The following is a 24,102-nucleotide window of genomic DNA, read 5'->3' as shown; positions in this document are numbered from 1 at the left end:
GAACTAATAATTAACTAAATTATTATAGATTTTATTGAGCTTCGGTCAACAGTGATTTAAAAATGTCTAGTAAAAAAAATAAAAAATTAACTCCGACACAGCAGCAGTATCAAAGTTTTGCTAAGGAAAGAGAGCCTCAGAGAGCTGTGTTCCGTAATTGTATCAGGGCATTTGTTTCTGGTGGAATTATATGTACCATTGGGCAGGCTATACAATACATATTTGTAAAGTATTTTCACTTTAGTGAAGCTCATGCATCAAATCATACTACAGCAGTTGTAATTATAATAGCGGTTTTACTTACAGGCTTTGGTGTATTTGACCATATTGCTCAGTGGGCAGGGGCAGGTACCGCTATTCCAGTTACGGGATTTGCTAACTCAATTGCATCAACTGCAATTGAGCATAAAAGTGAAGGTTATGTACTTGGCGTTGGTGGAAATATGTTTAAGCTTGCAGGTTCGGTAATAGTTTTCGGAGTTTTTTCAGCTTTTATAGTTGCTATCATTAAAATTACTATCAAATGGTTAGGCGGGATGTAAATGATTAAAGGACATCAATCGTGGATTTTTAATTCAAAACCTGTTATTATATCCTCTGCTGCAATTGGAGGGCCCTTTGAAGCTAAAGGAAACTTGGCAGAAGACTTTGACATACTTCATGATGACATATGGCTAGGACAGGATAGCTTTGAAAAAGCAGAAAAAAAGTTGCTTGAAGAGGCCTGCGAAATAGCAATCAAAAAAGGTAGTTTAAAAAAAGAGGATATAAATTTTCTAATAAGTGGAGATTTAATGAATCAGATAATTACGAGTAGTTTTGCTGCACGAACTTTAGCAATACCTTACCTTGGTATATTTGGTGCCTGTTCTAGCTCTATGGAAGGATTAGCAATAGCATCACAATTAGTAGATAGTGGCGCCGCAGAATACGTGGTAACTGGTACTGCAAGTCACAATGCGGCTGTAGAAAAACAATTTAGGTATCCTACTGAGTATGGTGGGCAAAAGCCTCCTACAGCTCAATGGACTGTAACAGGATCTGGAGTAGGGGTTATAGCTAAACAAGGAAATGGTCCGAAGATAACCTCTGCTACCATAGGTAAGGTAATTGATATGGGGATTTCTGACCCATTTAATATGGGAGTAGCAATGGCACCAGCAGCGGTAGATACAATTGAGGCACACTTTAGGGATTTAAATATTGATCCGACCTATTATGATTTAATTGCTACTGGAGACTTAGGTAGTATAGGACACGAAATAGCGGGTGATTTGCTTGAGCAGCATGGATTAAAGATTCCAGAAAATATTCTAACGGACTGTGGTATTTTAATGTATAAAAAAGATCAGCCTGTTTTTGCTGGAGCAAGTGGATGTGCCTGTGCTGCTATAACTACTTATGGACATTTCGTAAATCGAATGAAAAAAGGAGAATTGAAAAGAATTCTAGTAATTGCAACAGGTGCACTATTATCTCCGTTGTCTTTTCAACAAAAGGAAAGTATCCCCTGTGTTGCCCATGCAGTATCCATCGAAATGTAGAAATGAGGTGTTGAACATTATGGAAAAATTTATTTGGGCATTCATTATAGGTGGTGGTATATGTGTAATCGGACAGTTAATGATGGATGTGCTTAAGCTTACTCCAGCACATACAACCAGTACTCTCGTTGTTGTAGGAGCAATACTTGGAGGTTTTGGATTATATGAACCTTTGATAAAGTTTGCTGGAGCAGGAGCTTCTTTGCCAATAAGTAGCTTTGGAAATGCATTAGTAAAAGGAGCTATGATGGAAGCTGAAAGAGATGGGCTTATTGGAGTGCTTACTGGAACCTTTGAGGTTACCAGTGCGGGTATTTGTGCTGCAATAATATTTGGATTTTTAGGAGCGTTGATATTTAAACCTAAGGGTTAAATACCAAAGACACCAAGAACTCTGTTTATAATAAAGAACTATCTATGTTTAAAATATAATAATCGTTACTTTGAGGGGAGGTGAAATAAATGACAGTAGGAACACAAATGCAACAAGCAATAGCGGGAATTCAAAGTGCTGCTGCTACAATGCAAACATTTGCGCTACAAACTGAAGATAAGCAGGCAAAACAGGATTATCAAAATATAGCAAACCAACTTGATAATGCATTAGATACTTTAAAAGGCAGACAGAAGTATTTAGAACAACAAGAGCCGCAATATAAACAACAATAATTCTAAATAAAATTTGAGAGGAAGAGTGAAATAAATGACAGTAGGAACACAAATGCAACAAGCAGTAGTAGGAATAGAAAGTGCAGTAGCAACAATGAAAACATTCGCTTTGCAAACTGAAGATGAGCAGGCAAAGCAAGATTATAAGAGTATAGCAAAAACACTTGAAAGTGCACTTAGTACTTTAAAAGGCAGACAACAATATATTGAGGAGCAAGAACCACAATATAAACAATAATAATTCTATAAAAAGCTGAAAGGAAAAACTTTCGGCTTTTTATATATTCAAATAAGATTGATATATATAGGTAGTAGTTTGAGATAGTTAAATATCTAAATTGCTGAATAAAACATATCATTAAACGTTTAAATAACATTATAACTAGATTTATATAGAATATTGGAGTGATTAATTTGCATGAAAGTTTAATTGTTTTTGTAAGAGGAATAATTGGTTTTTTCACCTTACTAATATTTGCCCGTGTACTTGGTAAACAACAGGTTAGTCAACTTACCTTTTTTGATTATGTGCTTGGAATAACTATCGGCTCAACGGCTTCTTCCTTGACTACGGATTTAACTTCAACAGCTTGGGCACATTGGGTTGGACTTTTTACTTGGACAGTAATTTGTTATGTTATTCAATGGATATCAATAAAATCAAAAAAAGCGTCAGTATATCTTGATGATAAACCTACCATAGTTGTAGCTAATGGTCAAGTTATGGAAGAAGCTATGAAAAATAAAAGGTACAGGTTATCCGATTTATTAGAGCAACTTAGAGAAAAAGGCGCATTTGACTTAGGAGAAGTTGATTTTGCAATTTTGGAGAAAGATGGACAATTATCAGTTTTAAAGAAACCAGAGTACCAACCTGTTACACCAAAAGATATGAATCTACCTACAAATGATGGCAGTGGTATGAGTATTCAACTAATATATGATGGTATGATAATTGAAGAAAACTTGAAATCTATACAAAAGAATAAGCAGTGGTTAGTTAATGAGTTGAAGAAAAATAATATAAAAACTCCATCAGAAGTTTTTATAGCTAGTATTAATACAGCAGGACAATTGTATATAGATAGGTATAAAGATACTCGCAAACAAAAATAGTTTATTATTTAATGATAATGAAGCCATATTTGAAAAGAAGAATGGTTAAAATCAAAGAAGTCGTTTAAGAGGAGTAGTATTAAAATTTGAATAGAGTAAAGTAATTATATTTAATGTATACTGGAATAAAAATAGTATGCTAAATGGAGTTATGTATTTTTATTATTTTAATTATGTAGGGAGTTGAATGTATGAAGAAGGTATTATATTATGGAATACCTGTTATTGTTTTAATGATATTTGTTTTTATTATGACAAGTGGAAATTATTTCAAAAAACCAAGAAACGTAACCGAGGATGTAGTAATGTATGTAAAAGTGATAACAGAAGATATTAAAGGAGAAAACTGGGATAAGGCTGAAGAAGATACAAGAAAATTATCAGATGCTTGGAAAAAAATAATGCCTAGAATTCAGTTTAGTGTAGAAAGAGATGAAATGTATAACATAAGCCTAAATATAGCTAGGCTTAAAGGTATAATTATGGGAAAAGATAAATCAGCTGCATTTGTAGAACTGAGTGAAATGTATGAAAATTGGATTGAGCTTACTAGGTAGTTACCATTTTTACATATTTAATTTAAGTGAAATAAATAAGTTCATAAATGACAATACATTTTATTATTTACGTTACCATTTTGTAGGTTTGTGCAATATAAATATATTTGATATAATAGAACTATGAGATATTGGAATTCTAAAAGAAGTATGCCAATATCTCTATTTATTTTAAATAAAGTTACTAATGACAAGAAATAAGTTTTCAGATTGTGAGGTTTATAAATGGGTAAGTGGTTATTTATTACAGAAAAACCATCTGTAGCTATGGAGTTTGTAAAGCTATTAAATGTAAAAGGAACTAAGTCTAACGGATATATAGAGTCGGATAAGGCGATTTTCACTTGGTGTGTTGGACATTTAGTTACAATGAGCTACCCTGAAGCTTATGATGAAAATTTAAAAAGATGGTCTTTAAGTACATTGCCATTTTTACCTAAAGAATATAAATATGAGGTTATACCTAGTGTAGCAAAGCAGTTTAATATTGTTTCTAACTTGCTTAGAAGAGATGATATAGACAGAATTTATGTTTGTACAGACTCAGGAAGAGAAGGCGAGTATATTTATAGACTAGTAGATCAAATAGTGGGAGTAGACGGTAAAGAAAAAAAAAGAGTTTGGATTGATTCACAGACAGAAGAGGAGATAAGAAGAGGAATTAGTGAAGCAAAAGATTTATCTGAATATGACTCCTTAGCACATTCCGCTTACTTGCGAGCTAAAGAAGATTATTTAGTTGGAATTAATTTTTCAAGACTTTTAACTTTAATATATAGTAAAACTATATCTAGTTTTATAGGTGAAGATAAAGTTGTAGTTGCAGTAGGTAGAGTTATGAGCTGTGTACTTGGAATGATTGTTGAAAGGGAAAGAGAAATTAGAGATTTTATAAAAACTCCTTTTTATAAAATAATAGCAGAGTTTAATGCAGGATATAAAGAAAATTCTAAGTTAGAACTAGTATATGACGGGGAATGGAAAGCGGTAGAGGGTTCAGAGTATTTTCAGTCCCACTACCTTTATAATGAAAGTGGTTTTAAAACTAGGGAAGAATCGGAAAAGATTTTAGAAAAACTCAAACAGGTTTCACAAAGTAGTAAAGTATTTATAGATAAAGTAAGTAAGAATAAGGAAGTAAAAAAAGCACCGCTTTTATTCAATTTAGCAGAATTACAAAATGAATGTTCTAAAAAATTTAAGATTAGTCCAGAAGAGACTCTAAGCAAAGTTCAGTCATTATATGAAAAAAAGATGCTTACATATCCTAGAACAGATGCGAGAGTTTTGTCAAAAGCAGTGGCAAAGGAAATAAATAAAAACGTAAAAAAGCTAACCTTCTATAAGGGAGATATTGGGGTAAGCTTCATTGCTGAAACTATACTTACTAACAATTGGTTTAAGAATTTGGAAAAAACAAAATACGTAGATGACAGCAAAATAACAGATCACTATGCCATTATACCAACAGGTGAAGGTCTTCAAAGCTATGAGAAACTTAGTGATCTCGAAAAAAAAATATATAATTTGGTTGTTAGACGTTTTCTTGCTATATTCTATCCGCCAGCGAAGTACAGTAAAATTGAGGTTGTTACTAAAATAGGAAATGAAAGCTTTTTTACCTCAGATAAGGTCTGCATAGAAAGAGGATATCTTGATGTATTAAATTCAGAAAAAGACATAAAAGAAAATAAGAATATGGAATTTTTAAATAAATTAAGAAAAGGACAGATTGTAGATTTAAATAACTTAATGATAAAAAATGGTGAAACTACTCCTCCTAAAAGATATAGCAGTGGTTCAATTATAATTGCTATGGAGAATGCAGGTAAACTCATTGAGGATGAAGAGTTGAGAGAGCAAATCAAAGGTGCGGGAATAGGAACCTCTGCCACTAGAGCAGAAATACTTAAGAAGCTCGAAAAAATAGAATACATTAGCTCCAATAAAAAAACACAAATAATAACACCAACTACTAAAGGAGAAATGATATATGAGGTTATAAAAGCCTCAATACCTACTTTACTTAATCCAACATTAACAGCTAGCTGGGAAAAAGGACTTAAAATGGTTTATGAAAAAGAGATAACACCAGACATTTTTATGAATAAACTTGAGAGTTACACGAAGAACAATATTTATAAGGTATTAAATAATAATAAAGTTGTTAACGGAGAAAGTCTATTCGCGAGCTTAATAAAAAGTAAAAACATTACAATATCTGAAAAGATAAGTGAGGATATATTGGGTATTTGCCCAATATGCAGTAAAGGTCAAATTGTGAAAAATAAAAAAGGATATGGATGCACAAATTGGGAAAGCGGATGTAAGTTTTTTGTGAGTGAGATTTGTGGCAAGAAAATTTCAATAGCACAGATTAAAAAAATAATAGAAGTTGGTAAAACTGACATTATAAGAGGATTTAAGTCAAAAAAAGGAACAGAGTTTAATGCAAGACTTGTTTTAAAAGATGAAAAAATACAATTTGAATTTGAGAAATAATATTATAATCCAGTTGCTTATGGGGTAACTGGATTTATTTTTTTATAAACAGATTTCTAAGCATCAGATGGAGTTTTAACTCCACCTGATGCTTAGAAATCTTTATCCAGGGACGTACCCGCTCTTCACTTCCTCCTGGAGAAAAGTAGAGAACCAAAATCTTTGATTTTGTGTGAATCACTTTCACAGAGTGCGAGGGAGTATTAGAGCGGGTAGTCATCGGATAAAGATATTTTAATACTTTTCTAGCATTGTGGAATAATATTCATGTAAGGGGTGGTAAGAGTGTTTAGTAATGATAACATGAGATATAAAGTGGCAGTAGTGTGGATGATATCATTTGTTTTTATGTGGATTATATTTAGTGTAGCTCTTCCATTAAAAGCAATAGATTCGCAACTAAATAAGATAGAAAATAGTGTACAGAGTAAAGATTGGAAGCAAGCGAATCAAGAAATGAATATCTTAAAAAAAATTTATAACAAGAATAGAGTATTTATTCAAATGAATAATGCTACTGAAATATATACTACATTTGAAAATACATTAGGTCAGTTAGAATCAACAGTGAAACACAACCAAGATTCTGCTGTTGAGTATGTTGGTGCTTTAAGAGAATCGTTGGATTTTGTAATGAAGGCATTTTCAGGACCATAAAAGAAAGGAGTTAGACAATGATAGATGTTTTAGCTTATGCTACTAGAGTTTTGTTAGTCTATTTTTTTACATATTTATGTTCTAGAATCTTAACAAAGAAGGCTATTTCAGAAATGGCAGCTTATGAGGTTGCTGGTATAATGATACTAGCTAATGTTGCCGCTGAACCTTTGGTGGATAAAGTGGTAGTAAAATCAGTTTTTGGATCAGGGCTTTTGGTATTATTAATGATTTTAACTTCTCGTTTGGCGATAATAAATAAGCTCACACATATTATGGAACATACACCTACTATAGTTATTGAAAACGGAAAAATTGATATGAAAGCTTTGAGTAGTCTAAGTCTAAGCTTAAATCAGTTGGAGGGGCTTGTTAGAGAAAAAGGTTATGATAAGTTCTCAGATATTCAAACTGCTATTATTGAACCACAAGGTACTATATCAGTGTTTCCTAAGGAGCAAAATAGACCAGTACAGTTGAAAGACTTAAAAATTAAGTCGCCAGTAGGAGGCTTAACTGTACCCTTAATCATGGATGGCGGTATTATTGAAAGCAACTTAAATCATATTAAACGTAATAAGAAATGGTTGATAAAGGAACTAAAGAAACAGGGTATACAAAATTACGAAGAACAAGTGGCACTAGCAGAAATAGATTCTTTATGGCAGTTAAATGTTCATAAGAAATAGGTTGTTTAATATAGACATAAATAAAATTTTTATGACTAAACTAGGTTTTATACATTAGAGGAGCATTCTATAAACCAATTGACTGATATAAACTAAGTCAGGCGTGTCCATATGATTAAAGGTAAGAAATCAAGAGAATAATTAAGTACAAGCGTTATAATTAAAGATTAAGGGAAGTATGAGAATACAACGGTGCTAATAAAGATGATAGAATAACATTCGTTGTCAGATATGTGCAACTAAATGAACTTAAAGTATAAGATTATGATTAAAAATTGACAATAAAAAAGTCGATGAGATGAATCTATACTGGTGATATTATTTAAAGCTGTATAAGAAGCTAGAAAATAAAAAATATTCACAAAGTTCTTGACTGATTCCAATGAAAATGATAAGATGTAAAAGTAATCAAAATAAGAAAAATGATCCTTGAAAATTAAACAGAGTGAAAGATAAGTTAAAACTTGTTTTTAAATAAACCAGCAATTCTTTGAGTTACTTTTAAAGTAACAAAGCAGTAATGAGCAAGCAAACTTTTAAATTGAGAGTTTGATCCTGGCTCAGGACGAACGCTGGCGGCGTGCCTAACACATGCAAGTCGAGCGATGAAACCCTTCGGGGTGGATTAGCGGCGGACGGGTGAGTAACACGTGGGTAACCTACCTCAAAGAGGGGGATAGCCTCCCGAAAGGGAGATTAATACCGCATAACATTAGTTCTTCGCATGAAGAACTAATTAAAGGAGTAATCCGCTTTGAGATGGACCCGCGGCGCATTAGCTAGTTGGTGAGGTAAAGGCTCACCAAGGCGACGATGCGTAGCCGACCTGAGAGGGTGATCGGCCACATTGGAACTGAGATACGGTCCAGACTCCTACGGGAGGCAGCAGTGGGGAATATTGCACAATGGGCGAAAGCCTGATGCAGCAACGCCGCGTGAGTGATGAAGGCCTTCGGGTTGTAAAGCTCTGTCTTTGGGGACGATAATGACGGTACCCAAGGAGGAAGCCACGGCTAACTACGTGCCAGCAGCCGCGGTAATACGTAGGTGGCAAGCGTTGTCCGGATTTACTGGGCGTAAAGGATGCGTAGGCGGATATTTAAGTGAGATGTGAAATTCCCGGGCTTAACTTGGGAGCTGCATTTCAAACTGGATATCTAGAGTGTGGGAGAGGAGAATGGAATTCCTAGTGTAGCGGTGAAATGCGTAGAGATTAGGAAGAACACCAGTGGCGAAGGCGATTCTCTGGACCATAACTGACGCTGAGGCATGAAAGCGTGGGTAGCAAACAGGATTAGATACCCTGGTAGTCCACGCCGTAAACGATGAGTACTAGGTGTAGGAGGGTCCAACCTTCTGTGCCGCAGTTAACACAATAAGTACTCCGCCTGGGAAGTACGATCGCAAGATTAAAACTCAAAGGAATTGACGGGGGCCCGCACAAGCAGCGGAGCATGTGGTTTAATTCGAAGCAACGCGAAGAACCTTACCTGGACTTGACATCCCCTGAATTACTCGTAATGGAGGAAGCCCTTCGGGGCAGGGAGACAGGTGGTGCATGGTTGTCGTCAGCTCGTGTCGTGAGATGTTAGGTTAAGTCCTGCAACGAGCGCAACCCTTATCATTAGTTGCTACCATTAAGTTGAGCACTCTAGTGAGACTGCCCGGGTTAACCGGGAGGAAGGTGGGGATGACGTCAAATCATCATGCCCCTTATGTCCAGGGCTACACACGTGCTACAATGGTGAGTACAATTAGATGCAAACCCGCGAGGGGGAGCCAAACTAAAAAACTCATCCCAGTTCGGATTGTAGGCTGAAACTCGCCTACATGAAGCTGGAGTTGCTAGTAATCGCGAATCAGAATGTCGCGGTGAATACGTTCCCGGGCCTTGTACACACCGCCCGTCACACCATGAGAGCTGGCAACACCCGAAGTCCGTGAGGTAACCGTAAGGAGCCAGCGGCCGAAGGTGGGGTCAGTGATTGGGGTGAAGTCGTAACAAGGTAGCCGTAGGAGAACCTGCGGCTGGATCACCTCCTTTCTAAGGAATAATAACTAAGAACTTAGGTTTTTAGTTACATTGGAATTCTGGTTTACACTCTGTTTAATTTTGAGGGATCATAAATAGGTCTTTCGAAAATTAAGTGTTGTTAATTTGATATGGATAGTTATTCATATCAATTGTTGACTGTTAATTTATATATGGGGGTATAGCTCAGCTGGGAGAGCACCTGCCTTGCACGCAGGGGGTCAAGGGTTCGAATCCCTTTATCTCCACCATATATGGGCTTATAGCTCAGCTGGTTAGAGCGCACGCCTGATAAGCGTGAGGTCGATGGTTCGAGTCCATTTAAGCCCACCACATTGTTCTTTGAAAATTGCACAGTGATAAGCGTTAAATAATGAAAGTTATTTAACATAAGAAGTAAAGCTAAAGGTATAAACTATTTATAAGAAATTATAAAATAGTAAACCTTTGTAGATTATAACTAAAACTAGAAAATTGATAGTAGCGAGCGATTCGAGGAAGGACGCGAGTGAGGAACGGAGTTTACTAACTGGTAAATGAGTACCGCAACGAGTGACCTGACGAAGAAGCGCGAAGTTAATAGCAATTTTCGGTCAATAGGTCAAGCTACAAAGGGCGCATGGTGAATGCCTTGGCACCAGTAGCCGATGAAGGACGCGATAAGCTGCGATAAGCTTCGGGTAGGCGCAAATAGCCTGCGATCCGGAGATTTCCGAATGGGGCAACCCACATAGCTAACGCTATGTACTGTAAACTGAATTCATAGGTTTATAGAGGTAGACCCGGGGAACTGAAACATCTAAGTACCCGGAGGAAGAGAAAGAAAAATCGATTTCCTAAGTAGCGGCGAGCGAAAGGGAAAGAGCCCAAACCAGGAACTTGTTCCTGGGGTTGTGGATAGACCGCAAGTGAGAGCTGGAATTAATTGAAGAGAGCTGGAAGGCTCCGCCATAGAAGGTAACAGCCCTGTAAATGAAAATGGAAGCTCCTAGGTCTAATCCAGAGTACCACGAGACACGTGAAACCTTGTGGGAAGCAGGGAGGACCACCTCCCAAGGCTAAATACTAACTGGTGACCGATAGTGAAGTAGTACCGTGAGGGAAAGGTGAAAAGAACCCCGGAAGGGGAGTGAAATAGAACCTGAAACCGTGTGTCCACAATCAGTCGAAGCAGTTTTACCTGCAACGACGTGCTTTTTGTAGAACGAGCCAGCGAGTTACGATGTGTAGCAAGGTTAAGTATTTAAGATACGTAGCCGAAGGGAAACCGAGTCTGAATAGGGCAAAAAGTTGCATGTCGTAGACCCGAAACCGGGTGACCTATCCATGGACAGGTTGAAGCGGAAGTAAAATTCCGTGGAGGACCGAACCACATTGGTGTTGAAAAACCATGGGATGAGCTGTGGATAGCGGAGAAATTCCAATCGAACTCGGAGATAGCTGGTTCTCCTCGAAATAGCTTTAGGGCTAGCGTTTTGAATGAGTAGTGGAGGTAGAGCACTGAATGGGCTAGGGGCTGACAACAGTTACTGAACCCTATCAAACTCCGAATGCCATATACTTGAATCAAAGCAGTCAGACTACGAATGATAAGATCCGTGGTCAAAAGGGAAACAGCCCAGACCATCAGCTAAGGTCCCAAAGTGTAAGTTAAGTGGAAAAGGATGTGGGATTTCTAAGACAACTAGGATGTTGGCTTAGAAGCAGCCACTCATTTAAAGAGTGCGTAATAGCTCACTAGTCGAGAGATCCTGCGCCGAAGATGTTCGGGGCTAAAACTTACCACCGAAGCTATGGATTGATACGTAAGTATCAGTGGTAGAGGAGCTTCCTGTATGGGTTGAAGTCGTACCGTAAGGAGCGGTGGACTGTACAGGAGTGAGTATGCTGGCATAAGTAGCGAGAAATAAGTGAGAATCTTATTGGTCGAAAACCTAAGGTTTCCTGAGGAAGGCTCGTCCGCTCAGGGTTAGTCGGGACCTAAGCCGAGGCCGAAAGGCGTAGGTGATGGACAATCGGTTGATATTCCGATACCACCAGTTTGCGTTATTACAAATGGGATGACGCAGGAGGATAAGATGTGCGCACTATTGGATGTGCGTCTAAGCACTTAGGCAGACTAGATAGGCAAATCCGTCTAGTTAATGCTGAGGTGTTACGGAGAGCCCTTTTGGGCGAAGTATCTGATTCCACGCTGCCAAGAAAAGTCTCTATGGAGTGAACTGGTGCCCGTACCGCAAACCGACACAGGTAGGTGAGGAGAGAATCCTAAGACCAGCGGAAGAATTGTTGTCAAGGAACTCGGCAAATTGACCCCGTAACTTCGGGAGAAGGGGTGCCACCGCAAGGTGGTCGCAGAGAATAGGCCCAAGCAACTGTTTAGCAAAAACACAGGTCTCTGCTAAAGCGAAAGCTGATGTATAGGGGCTGACGCCTGCCCGGTGCTGGAAGGTTAAGGGGAACACTTAGCTTCATGCGAAGGTGTGAACTTAAGCCCCAGTAAACGGCGGCCGTAACTATAACGGTCCTAAGGTAGCGAAATTCCTTGTCGGGTAAGTTCCGACCCGCACGAATGGCGTAATGACTTGGGCACTGTCTCGACAACAAATCCGGCGAAATTGTATTGCGAGTGAAGATGCTCGCTACCCGCGATTGGACGGAAAGACCCCGTAGAGCTTTACTGTAGCTTAGCATTGAGTCTCGGTATTGTCTGTACAGGATAGGTGGGAGACTGCGAAGCAGAGGCGTCAGCCTTTGTGGAGTCGTCCTTGGGATACCACCCTGACAGTACTGGGATTCTAACCGGCGGCCATGAATCTGGTCACGGGACATTGTTAGGTGGGCAGTTTGACTGGGGCGGTCGCCTCCTAAAAAGTAACGGAGGCGCCCAAAGGTTCCCTCAGAACGGTTGGAAATCGTTCGTAGAGTGCAAAGGCAGAAGGGAGCCTGACTGCGACACAAACAAGTGGAGCAGGGACGAAAGTCGGGCTTAGTGATCCGGTGGTACCTCGTGGGAGGGCCATCGCTCAACGGATAAAAGCTACCTCGGGGATAACAGGCTGATCTCCCCCAAGAGTCCACATCGACGGGGAGGTTTGGCACCTCGATGTCGGCTCGTCGCATCCTGGGGCTGAAGTAGGTCCCAAGGGTTGGGCTGTTCGCCCATTAAAGCGGCACGCGAGCTGGGTTCAGAACGTCGTGAGACAGTTCGGTCCCTATCCGTCGCGGGCGTAGGAAATTTGAGAGGAGCTGTCCTTAGTACGAGAGGACCGGGATGGACTGACCTCTGGTGCACCAGTTGTTCCGCCAGGAGCACAGCTGGGTAGCTATGTCGGGACGGGATAAACGCTGAAAGCATCTAAGCGTGAAGCCCACCTCAAGATAAGATTTCCCATAGCGTAAGCTAGTAAGACCCCTTGAAGAACACAAGGTTGATAGGTCAGAGGTGTAAGCATGGTAACATGTTCAGCTGACTGATACTAATAGGTCGAGGGCTTGACCTAATATATCACTGTGCAATTTTGAGAGAATAGTTCTTTCAAACAAAAAGTAACAATAAAAATTGATAGAAGCGAGCAGTTCAAGGAAAAGCTTGAGCGAGGAGCAGAGTTTACTTCAGTAAATGAGCACCGCAGCGAAGGATTTGACGCAGAAATGCGAAGCTTATAGCAATTTTTGCGAATCTAGTGGTTATGACGTGAAGGTTACACCCGTTCCCATTCCGAACACGATGGTTAAGCTTCACAGTGCCGATGGTACTGCACGGGAGACTGTGTGGAAGAGTAGGTCGCTGCTAGGTTAACATGGATCTTTAGCTCAGTTGGTTAGAGCAACCGGCTCATAACCGGTTGGTCCGGGGTTCGAGTCCCTGAAGGTCCACCAAAATAGAAACACCTAAGTTTAATACTTTATTTAAACTTAGGTGTTTCTATTTTTTTATATAAGTCCATATTTGCACACGTGTAACAAATAAAATTTTAATTATTATTGTAGCTTTATAAAGGTATTTTATTGAATATATAAAAGGTTAGGATAGTGTAAGGATGGACATCTGCCATTTTCTACACTCTAGCCTAACCTTTTATATTGAAAACATTCTTTATGAAAGTAAATTAATTTTTCATAATTGACTTAATATGAGTAACAATTAGATCAGCAATAGTTCCAACTACTACTTGATAGTTTTTGCTACCCATTTTCATAACGCCAGAAGCGCCTAATTTTTTAAGAGTAGTCTCATCTATTTTACCACCGTCTTTAACTGTCAATCTTATTCTAGTAACACAGGCATCGATTGCTTCTATATTTTCCTTACCGCCTATAGCTGCAAGTATATTCCTTGCTCTAGTTTCAAGTTCTGAATTCCCTACACTAGATAAACTAGAAGATCCTTCTTCGTCCATTCTTCCAGGTGTTGGTATATTAAATGCTTTTATAAAGAAAATGAATACGAAGTAGTAGATTGCTCCATAAATTAAACCTATTAATAATAGTAAGAAAGGTTTAGTTGCTATACCTAAATTTAGTAAGTAATCTATTAGACCTGCAGAGAAACCAAACCCATCCTTAATACCAAGTGCAGATGTTAAAGCGAGTGATATACCAGTAAGTAAAGCGTGGACAGCATATAATACTGGGGATAGGAACATAAATGTAAATTCTATTGGTTCAGTAATACCAGTTAAAAATGATGTAAATGCTAATCCAAGCAACATACCAGTAACAGCTTTTTTGTTTTCCTTTTTAGCCATAGTTATCATAGCTAAACATGCTGCTGGAAGACCAAACATCATAACTGGGAAGAAACCTGTCATATAAGTTCCTGCACTTGGATCAAGGGCAAAGAATCTATTTAAGTCACCAGTAACAACTTTTCCTGCTGCATTTTGAAATGTACCAAACTGGAACCAAAATAATGAATTAAGAACATGGTGTAATCCCACAGGAATTAGCAATCTGTTAAGGAAACCGAAAACAAAAGCACCAATAGCACCAGCTCCAGCAACGGAATTACCAAATGCATTTATTCCATTTTGAATTAAAGGCCAAATATATCCTGCGGCAACACCAAGAATTAAAGTATACAGAGAAGTAATAATCGGAACAAAACGTTTTCCACCAAAGAATCCCAAGAAATCAGGAACTTTTACCGATTTGTACTTATTGTACAGATAACCAGCAATGACACCAACAGCAATACCAGCTAAAACTCCCATATTAATATCTTTATTGAATGTTACTGCAACTTTAGTTAATACAAAATATCCTACAGCTGCTGCTAGCCCAGCAATACCATTATTCTCTTCTGCAAGACCAACAGCAATACCAATTGCAAAAATAAGTGCTAAATTATCAAATATTGCTCCACCAGCTGCAGCCATCCATGGGATACCAGCTTTAAGACTACCTGTCCATGCCCAAACATCTGGCTGGCCTAATCTTAATAATAACGCTGCTGCAGGCATTGCTGCTACAGGAGTCATTATTGCCTTACCAAGCTTTTGTAAGCTTCCTAAAACTTTACCGTTTTCTGACATTCTAAAATACCTCCTAGTAAATTATAATTATTTATAAATCCATTAAAGTAAGGTTTTCTTAATCTGATGCCGTACGCTCATTAGATTATATAAACCGAAATCTATCTTCAAAGAAGTTCTACTTCTTGTGAAGGCTTATGAAATTTGAAAAGGTTTAAAGTTACTATATGCAATAAATACATAAATTACTGATGTATAAATTTACAACTAGCAACATAGTAATACTAAACTATAAGTTTGATATGAATTACAAGTTGTGCCAATGAGTGAAAACTTACAACATAGACGTCGGCATATCATTATATTATTATGTTGTATATACCAATTTTGAATAGTTTAGCTTGTACGAACATTGGTGTATGTAAAATCAACTAAATAATAATAAACAAAAAAGCTGAAAAGGATAATATCCTTTTCAGCTTTTGCCCAAACTAATGGTTACACGCTGAGAAAACGTCCACGTGATTATTTATTTAATTTTATTATACAATCTTTAATACTTTTGTCAATAATATTTTAATAAAATTACAGATGATAATAATATTGACAACAAATTTATTAAGATATATACTAAAAGCGAAACGTGTAACTGTTGAATCAGGCATAAGTTTTTAACTTGTGCTTTTTTTGCGCTTACATAGGATAAGCTAATAATAAAAAGTTGATTAAATTCACATAAAACTTGTACTTAGTAATTTATCCTTTACAGAAGCAATCACTAATTAATATCAAATAAACACAAGTCATAGGAGGCGTTTAAGTAATGTTCGGTTTTTTAAAAAAAGAATTTAAATTAGTTGCTCCAGTTTCAGGAAGATCTATAAACTTATCGGAGGTACCAGACCCAGTATTTTCACAAAAAATGGCTGGTGATGGAGTTGGAATTGACTCTACTGGTGATATTATAGTAGCACCTGCTGATGGTGTCGTATCTATGATATTTAAAACTAATCATGCTTTCGGCATGGTATTAGATAATGGAATAGAAATATTGGTTCATATAGGAATTGATACTGTTGAGCTAAGTGGAGAGGGATTTGAAAGATTAATACAAGAAGGAAGCAAAGTTAAGGCTGGGGAGCCAGTGATAAGAATAAATGTTAATCTTATAAAGGATAAAGGATATTCACTAGTTACTCCAGTACTAATAACTAACCCAGATAACCTTAAAGAAATAAAATGCAATACTAACATAGAGGTTGAAGCAGGTAAAGAAACAGTTGTTACTTATAAAACAAAATAAAATGAGTATCCTATACTGAGGTTAACGTTTTAGGATAAGTGAAAAATATCATAATATAAACAGAGCTCTAAGCATCAGGTGGAATTTTAACTTCGCCTGATGCTTAAAACTCGTTATCCAATAAAGTATCCCCTCATCACCACCTACTCTGTGAAAGCGATTCGCACCAAATCTCCGATTTGGTGCGAATCGCTTTCACAGAGTACAAAGAGGCATCAGAGCGAATATATCCTTAGATAAAAAATAGCTTTATAAGTCTTGCTATTGAGTTAACAGTAAAACTTATAAAGCTATCTTTAGCAATATTATGTAACTAGTAGATGCAATATTGAAAATAATATGTTGATTAAGACTTATCTTAGACCAAGCAATATAGATGAACAGCTTAGGAGACAGAACTTTTGAATCTCTGTATATGCATTGCAATATAAGCAACTTCATCCTCTATAATATTTAAATGAAGTTCTTTTTCAATAATTTTAACTACTTTTTTAGCAAGTGTGTAAGAATCAGGATACTCTTTCTTTATTACCTCTAGTAATTCATTTTTTATCGGAGTATTATTAAGGATTCTTTCTATTGCAAAGCGAATGTGAGTAATAAAACGAGCATAATCTAAAGATTGTTTATCTATTTCGATATTTAAATCATCCTCTATATATTCTATTATTGTACTTGAAAGGAAAGTATATTTAAGTGTATTTGACAGCTTACCTTGATTTCTAGCAGAGTGAATATGTAAGGTAATGAATCCTATTTCTCCATCGGGAAATGGAATTCCTAATCTTTCTTCAAGCATCTTTACGGCCTTACGAGCAATTTCAAATTCTCTTTTATACAATGTTTCTGTTTCAACTAAGAATGGATTAAGGATTTCATCATTTGCTTTAAGTCTTTTAAGGGTAAATGCAATATGATCTGTTAATGAAATATGAATTTTTTCATTAAGTTCTTCCTTTAACTCATTAGATACCATACAAATTACCTCTTCACATAAACCAATAAGATTGCTATCTGTATTTGACACTAATTCATTAAATGTAAGACTATTATTTTTATTATCTATTGTAAAGATTTTATCAACTTTGATAGAAGGTGAAATTGTATCACCAGGACGTTTTCCAAAGCCTATACCTTTTCCAAAAAGTATTTTCTCTTTTTCATTTTCATGAACAAAGAGAACATTATTATTAAAAACCTTTATAACTTTACAATCATTGTTTGGTGAATTATTCATAATTAAGTACCTCCAAAGTAAAATTTGAATTAACAACAATTATAATATATTTTGATGATATTTTTAAAGGGCTAATATACATTTAGAAGAAATATCTTTTGATAGGACAGAAGAATTCTCATATTTTTCTCATTGGTATATACAACATAACAATATAATGTTATAATAACATATGTACTAGAATATTACCATAAAGAAATAAATGAAAATTTATATATTAATGATAGCTGTAAATAGAGAAGTTAAAGATTTTACTAGAGGGAGGAAATATTGCCTTGAGAATAGTTTCAAAGGATAATCCACTGCCACTACATTATCAGATAAAGCAGATAATAGAGGAAATGATTGAGAATGAAGAGTTAAAACCAGGAGATATGATTCCTACAGAAAGAGAGTTATGTGAAATTCAAGGTGTTAGTAGAATGACTGTCAATAAAGCAATAATGTCTTTGGTAAGCGATGGAATTTTATATAGAGAACAGGGAAAAGGAACTTTTATTGCAGAACCAAAAGAAAAGCATCAGTTAACAAAATTTAAAGGGTTAACTGAAGAAATGAGGGAAAGAGGCTTAGAAGTAAATACGAAGATTTTATCATTTGAAATTAAAAAAGCTACTAAGCAAAGTAAAAGTATACTTAATATGCCAGAAGAAAAAGATATGATTATAGAAATAACTAGATTGCGAATATGTGAAAATAAGCCATTCGCCTTGGAAGTTGTATCCATACCATATCACTTATTCTCTGACATGACAAGAGATTCAATAGAAGGAAAATCATTGTATAAAGTTTTTAAGGAAAAATACGAATACAATCTGACAAAAGCTAAGCAAACCATCGAACCTATTGCTTTAAATGAATATGAAAGCGAACTTTTAGAACAGCAAAATAAAGCTTTAGCTCTTATGTTTATGAGAGTTGCTTATATGGAAAATGAAGTTCCTGTTGAATATACAAAGTCTATTTACCTAACAGATAGATACAAATTTGAAATAATTTTGACTTAAGTTCATGACTGGTCTTAAGTTGTTAATAAGGGATGTGAAAAGATGAAAGCAATTATTAATGGGAAAGTTATTAAAACAGATACTATATTAGAAGATACAGTAATTTTATTTAACAACAAGATCGAAGAAATTATTAGTAAGAATAATTTTGATGAAAGAATTAAGAATGATAAATATGGTGAATTTAAAATAATTGATGCTAAGGGAAACTATATATCACCTGGCTTTATAGACTTGCATATTCATGGTTCTGGTGGGAAAGATGTAATGGACGGGGATATAGAAGATTTAAAAGTAATAAGTAAGATCATATCGCAAAACGGGGTTACGGGATTTCTGCCAACTACTATGACTATGAGTACAGATAAAGTTCATCAAGCATTGGATACCGTTAGAGAAGGAATGAAATTAAGCTTAGATGGAGCTAAAGTACTAGGTGCACACATGGAAGGACCATTCATAAACAAAAAGTATAAAGGGGCACAAAAAGAAGACCATATAATTGATCCAGATTATGATTTCATACAGGGATACGAAGATGTAATAAAAGTTATAACTTTAGCACCCGAGAGAGATCATAATTTTAGTTTTATTAAAACTATAAAAGAAAAAACCAATATTGTTTTATCGATAGGTCATTCAGATGCAACTTACGAGGAGGCAATACAGTCTATAGAAAATGGAATTAGTCGTGCTACACATCTTTTTAATGCAATGACACCATTAAACCATAGAAAGCCAGGAGTTGTTGGTGCTGTTCTCAATAGTAATATTAACTGTGAAATAATAGCCGACAAGATACATGTGCATAAGGGGATCTTTCAAACTGTGGTTAACGTAAAAGGGAAAAATAAAGTTATATTGATAACAGATTCTATGAGAGCTGGTTGTATGAAGGAAGGGATATCAGAACTAGGAGGGCAAAAGGTTGTAGTTAATGGTAATTCTGCAAGATTAGAAGATGGGACATTAGCTGGAAGCATATTGACTCTAAATAAGGCAATAAAAAATATATTGGATAATACTAACCTTAAGTTATATGAAGCAGTAGCCTTAGCTTCTATAAATCCTGCTAAAGATATACATCTTGATGATATAAAAGGAAGTATTGAAATTGGTAAAGATGCGGATATAGTAATATTTGATGAGAACTTTGATGTAAAACAAACTATTGTTGAAGGAAAAACAGTTTTTACTAAAGCATATAGTTAAAGTTAATATGGGAGGGTTACAAAAATGAGAATAATAGTTGTAGATAATTATGAGGAAATGAGTAAAAAAGCGGCAGCAATGATGGCAAGTCAAATAATTTTAAAGCCTAATAGTGTGTTAGGATTAGCTACAGGAGATACACCAATAGGTATGTATAAAGAATTAGTAGAAATGTATAATAAAAAGGAAATTGATTTTTCTGAAGTTAAAACCTTTAATTTAGATGAATACTATGGAATTGATAAAAAGAATGAACAAAGTTATTTTTATTTTATGATGAAAAATTTATTTAACCATGTAAATGTTGAAGAAGAAAATATAAATATACCAAACGGAATGACTGAAAACATAGATGAAGAGTGTGTAAATTATGATAAAAGAATAGAGAAGACTGGTGGAATAGATATTCAGGTGCTTGGAATAGGTGTAAATGGGCATATTGGATTCAATGAGCCAGATATTAATTTTGAAGCAGGAACACATCTCGTGAACCTCGATGAAAAAACTATTGAGTCTAATTCAAGATTTTTTTCTTCGATAGAGGAAGTCCCTACAAAAGCTATAAGCATGGGAGTAAAGACAATAATGCATTCAAAAAAAATAGTTTTATTAGCGAGTGGAGTATCAAAAGCAGAAGCAATTGCTAAAACTATAAATGGAAAGATTTCCCCAGAACTCCCAGCATCAGTTTTACAGCTTCATAAGGATGTTACCATAATAGTTGACAGAGAAGCAGCAAGCAAACTATAAAATTTCACGTTAAATTCCACTTAAAACCTACATTATTCTAAGTGTAGGTTTTTTATTTATATTCATAGATATTTAGAAATCAGCATATATATTGTTGATATTAGTAATTTAAACTTGAGGTATAAATGGATCTTTTACAGTATATTATAGCTGCTTTAATAGTTGAGTCTTTATGGGAAACTACAAAAATGTTTTGGCAAAATGGAAAGTTTAGCCATGACAGAGTAGGGGCTGTAGCTTTTGGAGAGCTGGTAGCCATTGGGGCTAATATAGACTTTATGAATGCAGTGGGATTACCAATGCATATACCATATGTTGGCATGGTGCTTACAGGACTACTCATATCGAGGGGTGCAAATTTTATGCATGATCTTTTATCTAATGTAAATAATATCTATAATAAAAACAAAAATTTATAGTATTGTAGGGGATAAGAATAAGAGGCTGTCTCAAAATACATAAAATATGAAAGTAATTTTGAAACGGCCTCAATTTTACCTAAAAACGGTAGTTTAATATAGCGTCTTTAGTAAATAAATATATAATTTCGGTTATATAATGGAAAAGGGTAAACTGTACCCTTTGTCAAGTACACAATAAAACAGGCTGTTCACCTAGAAATTAATTTCTAGGTGAAATTTTTAATATGGTATAATACCTGTAGTCAAATAACTATAGTATTCATTGGGAGTCATTTTCATAAGATCCCACTGGTAACGTTCATTATTGTAATACTCTATGTATTCATCAATCTCTGATTTAAGTTGTTCAAAGGTTTCACATTGACTAAGATTGAGCTCATCTTTCATATGACCATAAAATGATTCTTGAGGAGCATTGTCCCAACAATTTCCTTTTCTTGACATAGATTGTATAAATCCTTTTGACTTTATCAAGTTTTGAAACTTTCTGCTTGTATAATGGATACCTTGATCTGAATGCAAGTAAGCATCTTTTGATATAACGTATGCTTTATTATCCATCAGAAAATTAATCGTATCTGTTGCAATAGGAAGTTCAAGCGATTCACTTAATACATAAGATGGTATTTGACGTGTGCATCCATCTTTGACAGTTGATAGATATGCGCATTTTCCAGAACCATAGTATATGTAAGTTATATCTGTCAGTAGAACTTTACCAGGCTTACCCACACAAAACTCTCTATTTACTTTATTCCCTACAGCGTGGCTTTTTATAGCTTTACCAATCTTTTTATATGGATTAGGTTTCCTTATAGGGCAACGTACCCCATACTTAGCCATTAGCCTACGAATTTTTTTAAGATTCATATTGATACCAAGTTTCCTGAATAAGAACATTTTTATGCTTCTTGCACCTTTATTTCTGTTTTTGAACTGAAACGCATTTAAAATAAGCTCAAAGTCATTCCTGTCTTGCTCTTCCTTTTTGATTCGGTGATCTTCTCTTTGCAACCATGAATAATAGCCCGACCGTGAGACACCAGCCATTTCGCACATATATTTTATGTCAAGACAACATTTACTTTTTTCTGACAATCTTCTAATTATTTTGTACTTTTCATCTGGTTTAATTTTGAATTGGGCATCACCTGCCTTTCCAATCTTCGTAGTTCCCGCAGAAATGAATTTTCTTGCTTTAGATATTGATTTTGTTGTTTTAAACGCGTTAACTCCTCTTCAATACTTATTTCGCCTTCTAAACCTCTGGTTGTTCCAGAGTTACCTTTTCGTATGTCTCTAACCCCTTCGGGGCGATTTGCTTTTGAACGCCATCTTACACTACAACGATCGATTCGATTTTGTCCTATCATCTCAGGATCAAATCCATTCTCTATAAAAATATCTCTAGGAAGCATCCCCTCATTATGTTCAGCGATAAATAATTCTTTAAAGGCATCTGTATACGTAATTTGTTTTGGAGTAACATTTTTAACATGCATATTTTTGGACAAAATATCTATTTCAGCTTGTATGAAGTCTCTGTTTCTTGACTTGCCCATAGAACTCTCCCCTTTTTTCTTCATTATACTAAATTGTTAAATACAAAAATACCCTGTAAGATAGCACAGCCTCTTTTCTGTGTCTATCTTACAGGGTACAGTTTACCCCTTATTAACATAAATATGTTATTTATTAAATTTATCAAGGATTTCAACAATAACTTGTAGGGTAAGTAACTTTTAATATTATGGTTTTTTAAAATTTCAAATCGAGTGAAGCTTTTAAAATACTTCTGTTTCGATATCTTCTAGAACAGCATCTGTATTATCTTCAATGAAGTTTATTACATTCTGAATCATGCTATCTGCATGTCTTTTATCTGTGCTAACACATGCAATTCCTATAACAATTGATTGATGCAAATCCTGATCTTCAATTTCAGCAATAGATACATTAAATTTATGTTTAACCTTATCATTAATACTTTTTACAATCATTCTCTTTTCTTTCAAAGAGTGTACCCAATTTGCAAATAAATGAATTTTTGCTGTACCTATAATCAAAACTATCACTTCCTTTAACCTTATTATATGCAAATATGATCAAGTATAAAATACTTCTTATAGGAAAATATAAAATCAGAGTTTAGAGATAACTAACTTTTAAATAAAAATATTTCAAAGGTTAGTTATTTGTTATCTATAAAATATTATTTAATATTTATTCTAAGGCAGGTGCGGTTATGCTTAGGCTTTTTACAGATTTACCAGCAACATTAATATCTTCGGTTTCTATCTTACTTGGTGCGATGCTTGGAGGAATATTTAGCTGGATTATAACAAAAAAGTCCACTGATAAAACTATTGAGGTTCAAAATAAGATTGTGGAAGATAATAGAAAGTATGCAGAGAATATTAGAATAAGGAGAAGTAGGGAATATGCTAATATTATAAGATTAGACATATGCACTGCTTTGTTTAACAGTATAAGGATTCTAAGATGTTTCAAGAATAAAGAAGAAGTAGATGTATTTCCTGTTCCAATGGATAGAGAGTATTCTAGCGGAGTAGCTTATCTAAAAAATGAATTTATGTTAAAAGAATTAAGTTATATATATCAACTTTATGGACTTATAGAGAAGCTTAATAAAGATACGAATAATTTAAATTACTTTGATAATAAAAGTCAAGAACTAATAAAAGTGGACTGCAGTATGTTCTTAAAAAAGCTCTATGGTGATAATGTGGAAAAGATATTGAATGTAAATATAGAGGAAGTTTCATATGAAAGTTTATATGATAACAGTATCATTAAGGAAGGGTATAGATATGTTTTGAAAAAATTAGATGATATTTGTAATAAAGATTAAAAGTCTTATATAGGTTGTTTATAAAAGAAAGAATATAGACTTAGTTAAACTAGCCT

General features: G+C 35.3%; 20 protein-coding genes, 3 tRNA genes and 3 rRNA genes. 22 read left to right on the top strand and 4 right to left on the bottom strand.

The window, feature by feature from the left end:
- Positions 1-62 precede the first annotated feature (62 nt).
- The 16 genes from spoVAC (at position 63) to AC0N0V_RS16045 (ending at position 13,648) form a co-directional block, all read left to right on the top strand.
- Positions 63-542: a stage V sporulation protein AC gene (gene spoVAC, locus AC0N0V_RS16120; RefSeq protein WP_474459198.1), complete on the top strand. Its 480-nt coding sequence runs from the start codon at positions 63-65 to the stop codon at positions 540-542.
- Positions 543-1,544: a stage V sporulation protein AD gene (gene spoVAD / locus AC0N0V_RS16115; RefSeq protein ID WP_474459196.1), complete on the top strand. Its 1,002-nt coding sequence runs from the start codon at positions 543-545 to the stop codon at positions 1,542-1,544.
- A 19-nt stretch (positions 1,545-1,563) separates the two neighbouring features.
- Positions 1,564-1,917 carry a stage V sporulation protein AE gene (gene spoVAE, locus AC0N0V_RS16110; protein ID WP_474459194.1) on the top strand — a complete coding sequence of 118 codons (354 nt, stop codon included), beginning with the start codon at positions 1,564-1,566 and terminating at the stop codon, positions 1,915-1,917.
- Positions 1,918-2,006: 89 nt separating this feature from the next.
- A complete protein-coding gene (locus tag AC0N0V_RS16105) occupies positions 2,007-2,213 on the top strand; it encodes a DUF1657 domain-containing protein (RefSeq protein WP_474459192.1) in 207 nt (68 codons plus the stop codon).
- Positions 2,214-2,247: 34 nt separating this feature from the next.
- A complete protein-coding gene (locus tag AC0N0V_RS16100; protein ID WP_474459190.1) occupies positions 2,248-2,451 on the top strand; it encodes a DUF1657 domain-containing protein in 204 nt (67 codons plus the stop codon).
- Between the two features lie 176 nt (positions 2,452-2,627).
- Complete coding sequence (locus AC0N0V_RS16095) at positions 2,628-3,329, top strand: DUF421 domain-containing protein (RefSeq protein WP_474459188.1); 702 nt, start codon at positions 2,628-2,630, stop codon at positions 3,327-3,329.
- Between the two features lie 191 nt (positions 3,330-3,520).
- Positions 3,521-3,886, top strand: a complete 366-nt coding sequence (locus tag AC0N0V_RS16090; protein WP_474459186.1) for a DUF4363 family protein — start codon at positions 3,521-3,523, stop codon at positions 3,884-3,886.
- Positions 3,887-4,111: 225 nt separating this feature from the next.
- Complete coding sequence (locus AC0N0V_RS16085) at positions 4,112-6,388, top strand: type IA DNA topoisomerase (RefSeq protein ID WP_474459184.1); 2,277 nt, start codon at positions 4,112-4,114, stop codon at positions 6,386-6,388.
- A 285-nt stretch (positions 6,389-6,673) separates the two neighbouring features.
- Positions 6,674-7,045 carry a DUF4363 family protein gene (locus tag AC0N0V_RS16080; protein ID WP_474459182.1) on the top strand — a complete coding sequence of 124 codons (372 nt, stop codon included), beginning with the start codon at positions 6,674-6,676 and terminating at the stop codon, positions 7,043-7,045.
- 17 nt (positions 7,046-7,062) lie between these two features.
- Positions 7,063-7,734: a DUF421 domain-containing protein gene (locus AC0N0V_RS16075; RefSeq protein ID WP_474459180.1), complete on the top strand. Its 672-nt coding sequence runs from the start codon at positions 7,063-7,065 to the stop codon at positions 7,732-7,734.
- A gap of 537 nt (positions 7,735-8,271) precedes the next feature.
- A 16S ribosomal RNA gene (locus AC0N0V_RS16070) occupies positions 8,272-9,778 on the top strand.
- Between the two features lie 163 nt (positions 9,779-9,941).
- Positions 9,942-10,017, top strand: a tRNA-Ala gene (locus AC0N0V_RS16065).
- Positions 10,018-10,022: 5 nt separating this feature from the next.
- Positions 10,023-10,099 (top strand) — tRNA-Ile (locus AC0N0V_RS16060).
- A 266-nt stretch (positions 10,100-10,365) separates the two neighbouring features.
- Positions 10,366-13,269: ribosomal RNA gene (locus AC0N0V_RS16055) — 23S ribosomal RNA — on the top strand.
- A gap of 179 nt (positions 13,270-13,448) precedes the next feature.
- Positions 13,449-13,565: ribosomal RNA gene (gene rrf, locus AC0N0V_RS16050) — 5S ribosomal RNA — on the top strand.
- The 16S, 23S and 5S rRNA genes sit together here with 3 tRNA genes alongside, the layout of an rRNA operon.
- Before the next feature lie 6 nt (positions 13,566-13,571).
- Positions 13,572-13,648: transfer RNA gene (locus AC0N0V_RS16045), tRNA-Ile, on the top strand.
- Between the two features lie 230 nt (positions 13,649-13,878).
- Here the strand turns inward: AC0N0V_RS16045 and nagE are convergent.
- Positions 13,879-15,303 (bottom strand): N-acetylglucosamine-specific PTS transporter subunit IIBC, encoded by a 1,425-nt coding sequence (gene nagE, locus AC0N0V_RS16040; RefSeq protein WP_474459178.1) that lies wholly within the window; start codon positions 15,301-15,303, stop codon positions 13,879-13,881.
- Between the two features lie 763 nt (positions 15,304-16,066).
- Here nagE and AC0N0V_RS16035 point away from each other — a divergent pair.
- Complete coding sequence (locus AC0N0V_RS16035) at positions 16,067-16,546, top strand: PTS sugar transporter subunit IIA (RefSeq protein WP_474459176.1); 480 nt, start codon at positions 16,067-16,069, stop codon at positions 16,544-16,546.
- Positions 16,547-16,931: 385 nt separating this feature from the next.
- Here AC0N0V_RS16035 and glcT read toward each other — a convergent pair whose 3' ends face one another.
- A complete protein-coding gene (gene glcT, locus AC0N0V_RS16030) occupies positions 16,932-17,783 on the bottom strand; it encodes a glucose PTS transporter transcription antiterminator GlcT (RefSeq protein ID WP_474459174.1) in 852 nt (283 codons plus the stop codon).
- A 275-nt stretch (positions 17,784-18,058) separates the two neighbouring features.
- Between glcT and AC0N0V_RS16025 the strand changes: the two genes are divergently transcribed.
- From AC0N0V_RS16025 to AC0N0V_RS16010, 4 genes are all read left to right on the top strand, one after another.
- A complete protein-coding gene (locus AC0N0V_RS16025) occupies positions 18,059-18,790 on the top strand; it encodes a GntR family transcriptional regulator (protein ID WP_474459172.1) in 732 nt (243 codons plus the stop codon).
- A 42-nt stretch (positions 18,791-18,832) separates the two neighbouring features.
- A complete protein-coding gene (gene nagA, locus AC0N0V_RS16020; RefSeq protein ID WP_474459170.1) occupies positions 18,833-20,002 on the top strand; it encodes an N-acetylglucosamine-6-phosphate deacetylase in 1,170 nt (389 codons plus the stop codon).
- Positions 20,003-20,026: 24 nt separating this feature from the next.
- Entirely contained in the window at positions 20,027-20,752 is a 726-nt protein-coding gene (gene nagB, locus AC0N0V_RS16015; protein WP_474459168.1) for a glucosamine-6-phosphate deaminase, read from the top strand.
- 125 nt (positions 20,753-20,877) lie between these two features.
- On the top strand, positions 20,878-21,171 hold the full coding sequence (locus AC0N0V_RS16010; RefSeq protein ID WP_474459166.1) for a hypothetical protein: 294 nt from the start codon (positions 20,878-20,880) through the stop codon (positions 21,169-21,171).
- A 222-nt stretch (positions 21,172-21,393) separates the two neighbouring features.
- Here AC0N0V_RS16010 and AC0N0V_RS16005 read toward each other — a convergent pair.
- Positions 21,394-22,736 (bottom strand): IS3 family transposase gene (locus AC0N0V_RS16005; RefSeq protein WP_474464388.1). Its coding sequence is split into 2 segments (ribosomal slippage): positions 21,394-22,326 and positions 22,329-22,736, totalling 1,341 coding nucleotides; the frame shifts between segments, so codons are not numbered across the junction.
- A 222-nt stretch (positions 22,737-22,958) separates the two neighbouring features.
- Entirely contained in the window at positions 22,959-23,240 is a 282-nt protein-coding gene (locus tag AC0N0V_RS16000; RefSeq protein ID WP_474459164.1) for a DUF503 domain-containing protein, read from the bottom strand.
- Positions 23,241-23,419: 179 nt separating this feature from the next.
- On the opposite strand from AC0N0V_RS16000, the gene AC0N0V_RS15995 reads away from it, so the two are divergent.
- Entirely contained in the window at positions 23,420-24,046 is a 627-nt protein-coding gene (locus AC0N0V_RS15995; protein ID WP_474459162.1) for a hypothetical protein, read from the top strand.
- Positions 24,047-24,102 lie beyond the last annotated feature (56 nt).

Source organism: Clostridium sp. CS1-1 (assembly GCF_056135525.1).
This window is presented reverse-complemented; position numbering and strand designations above follow the sequence as displayed.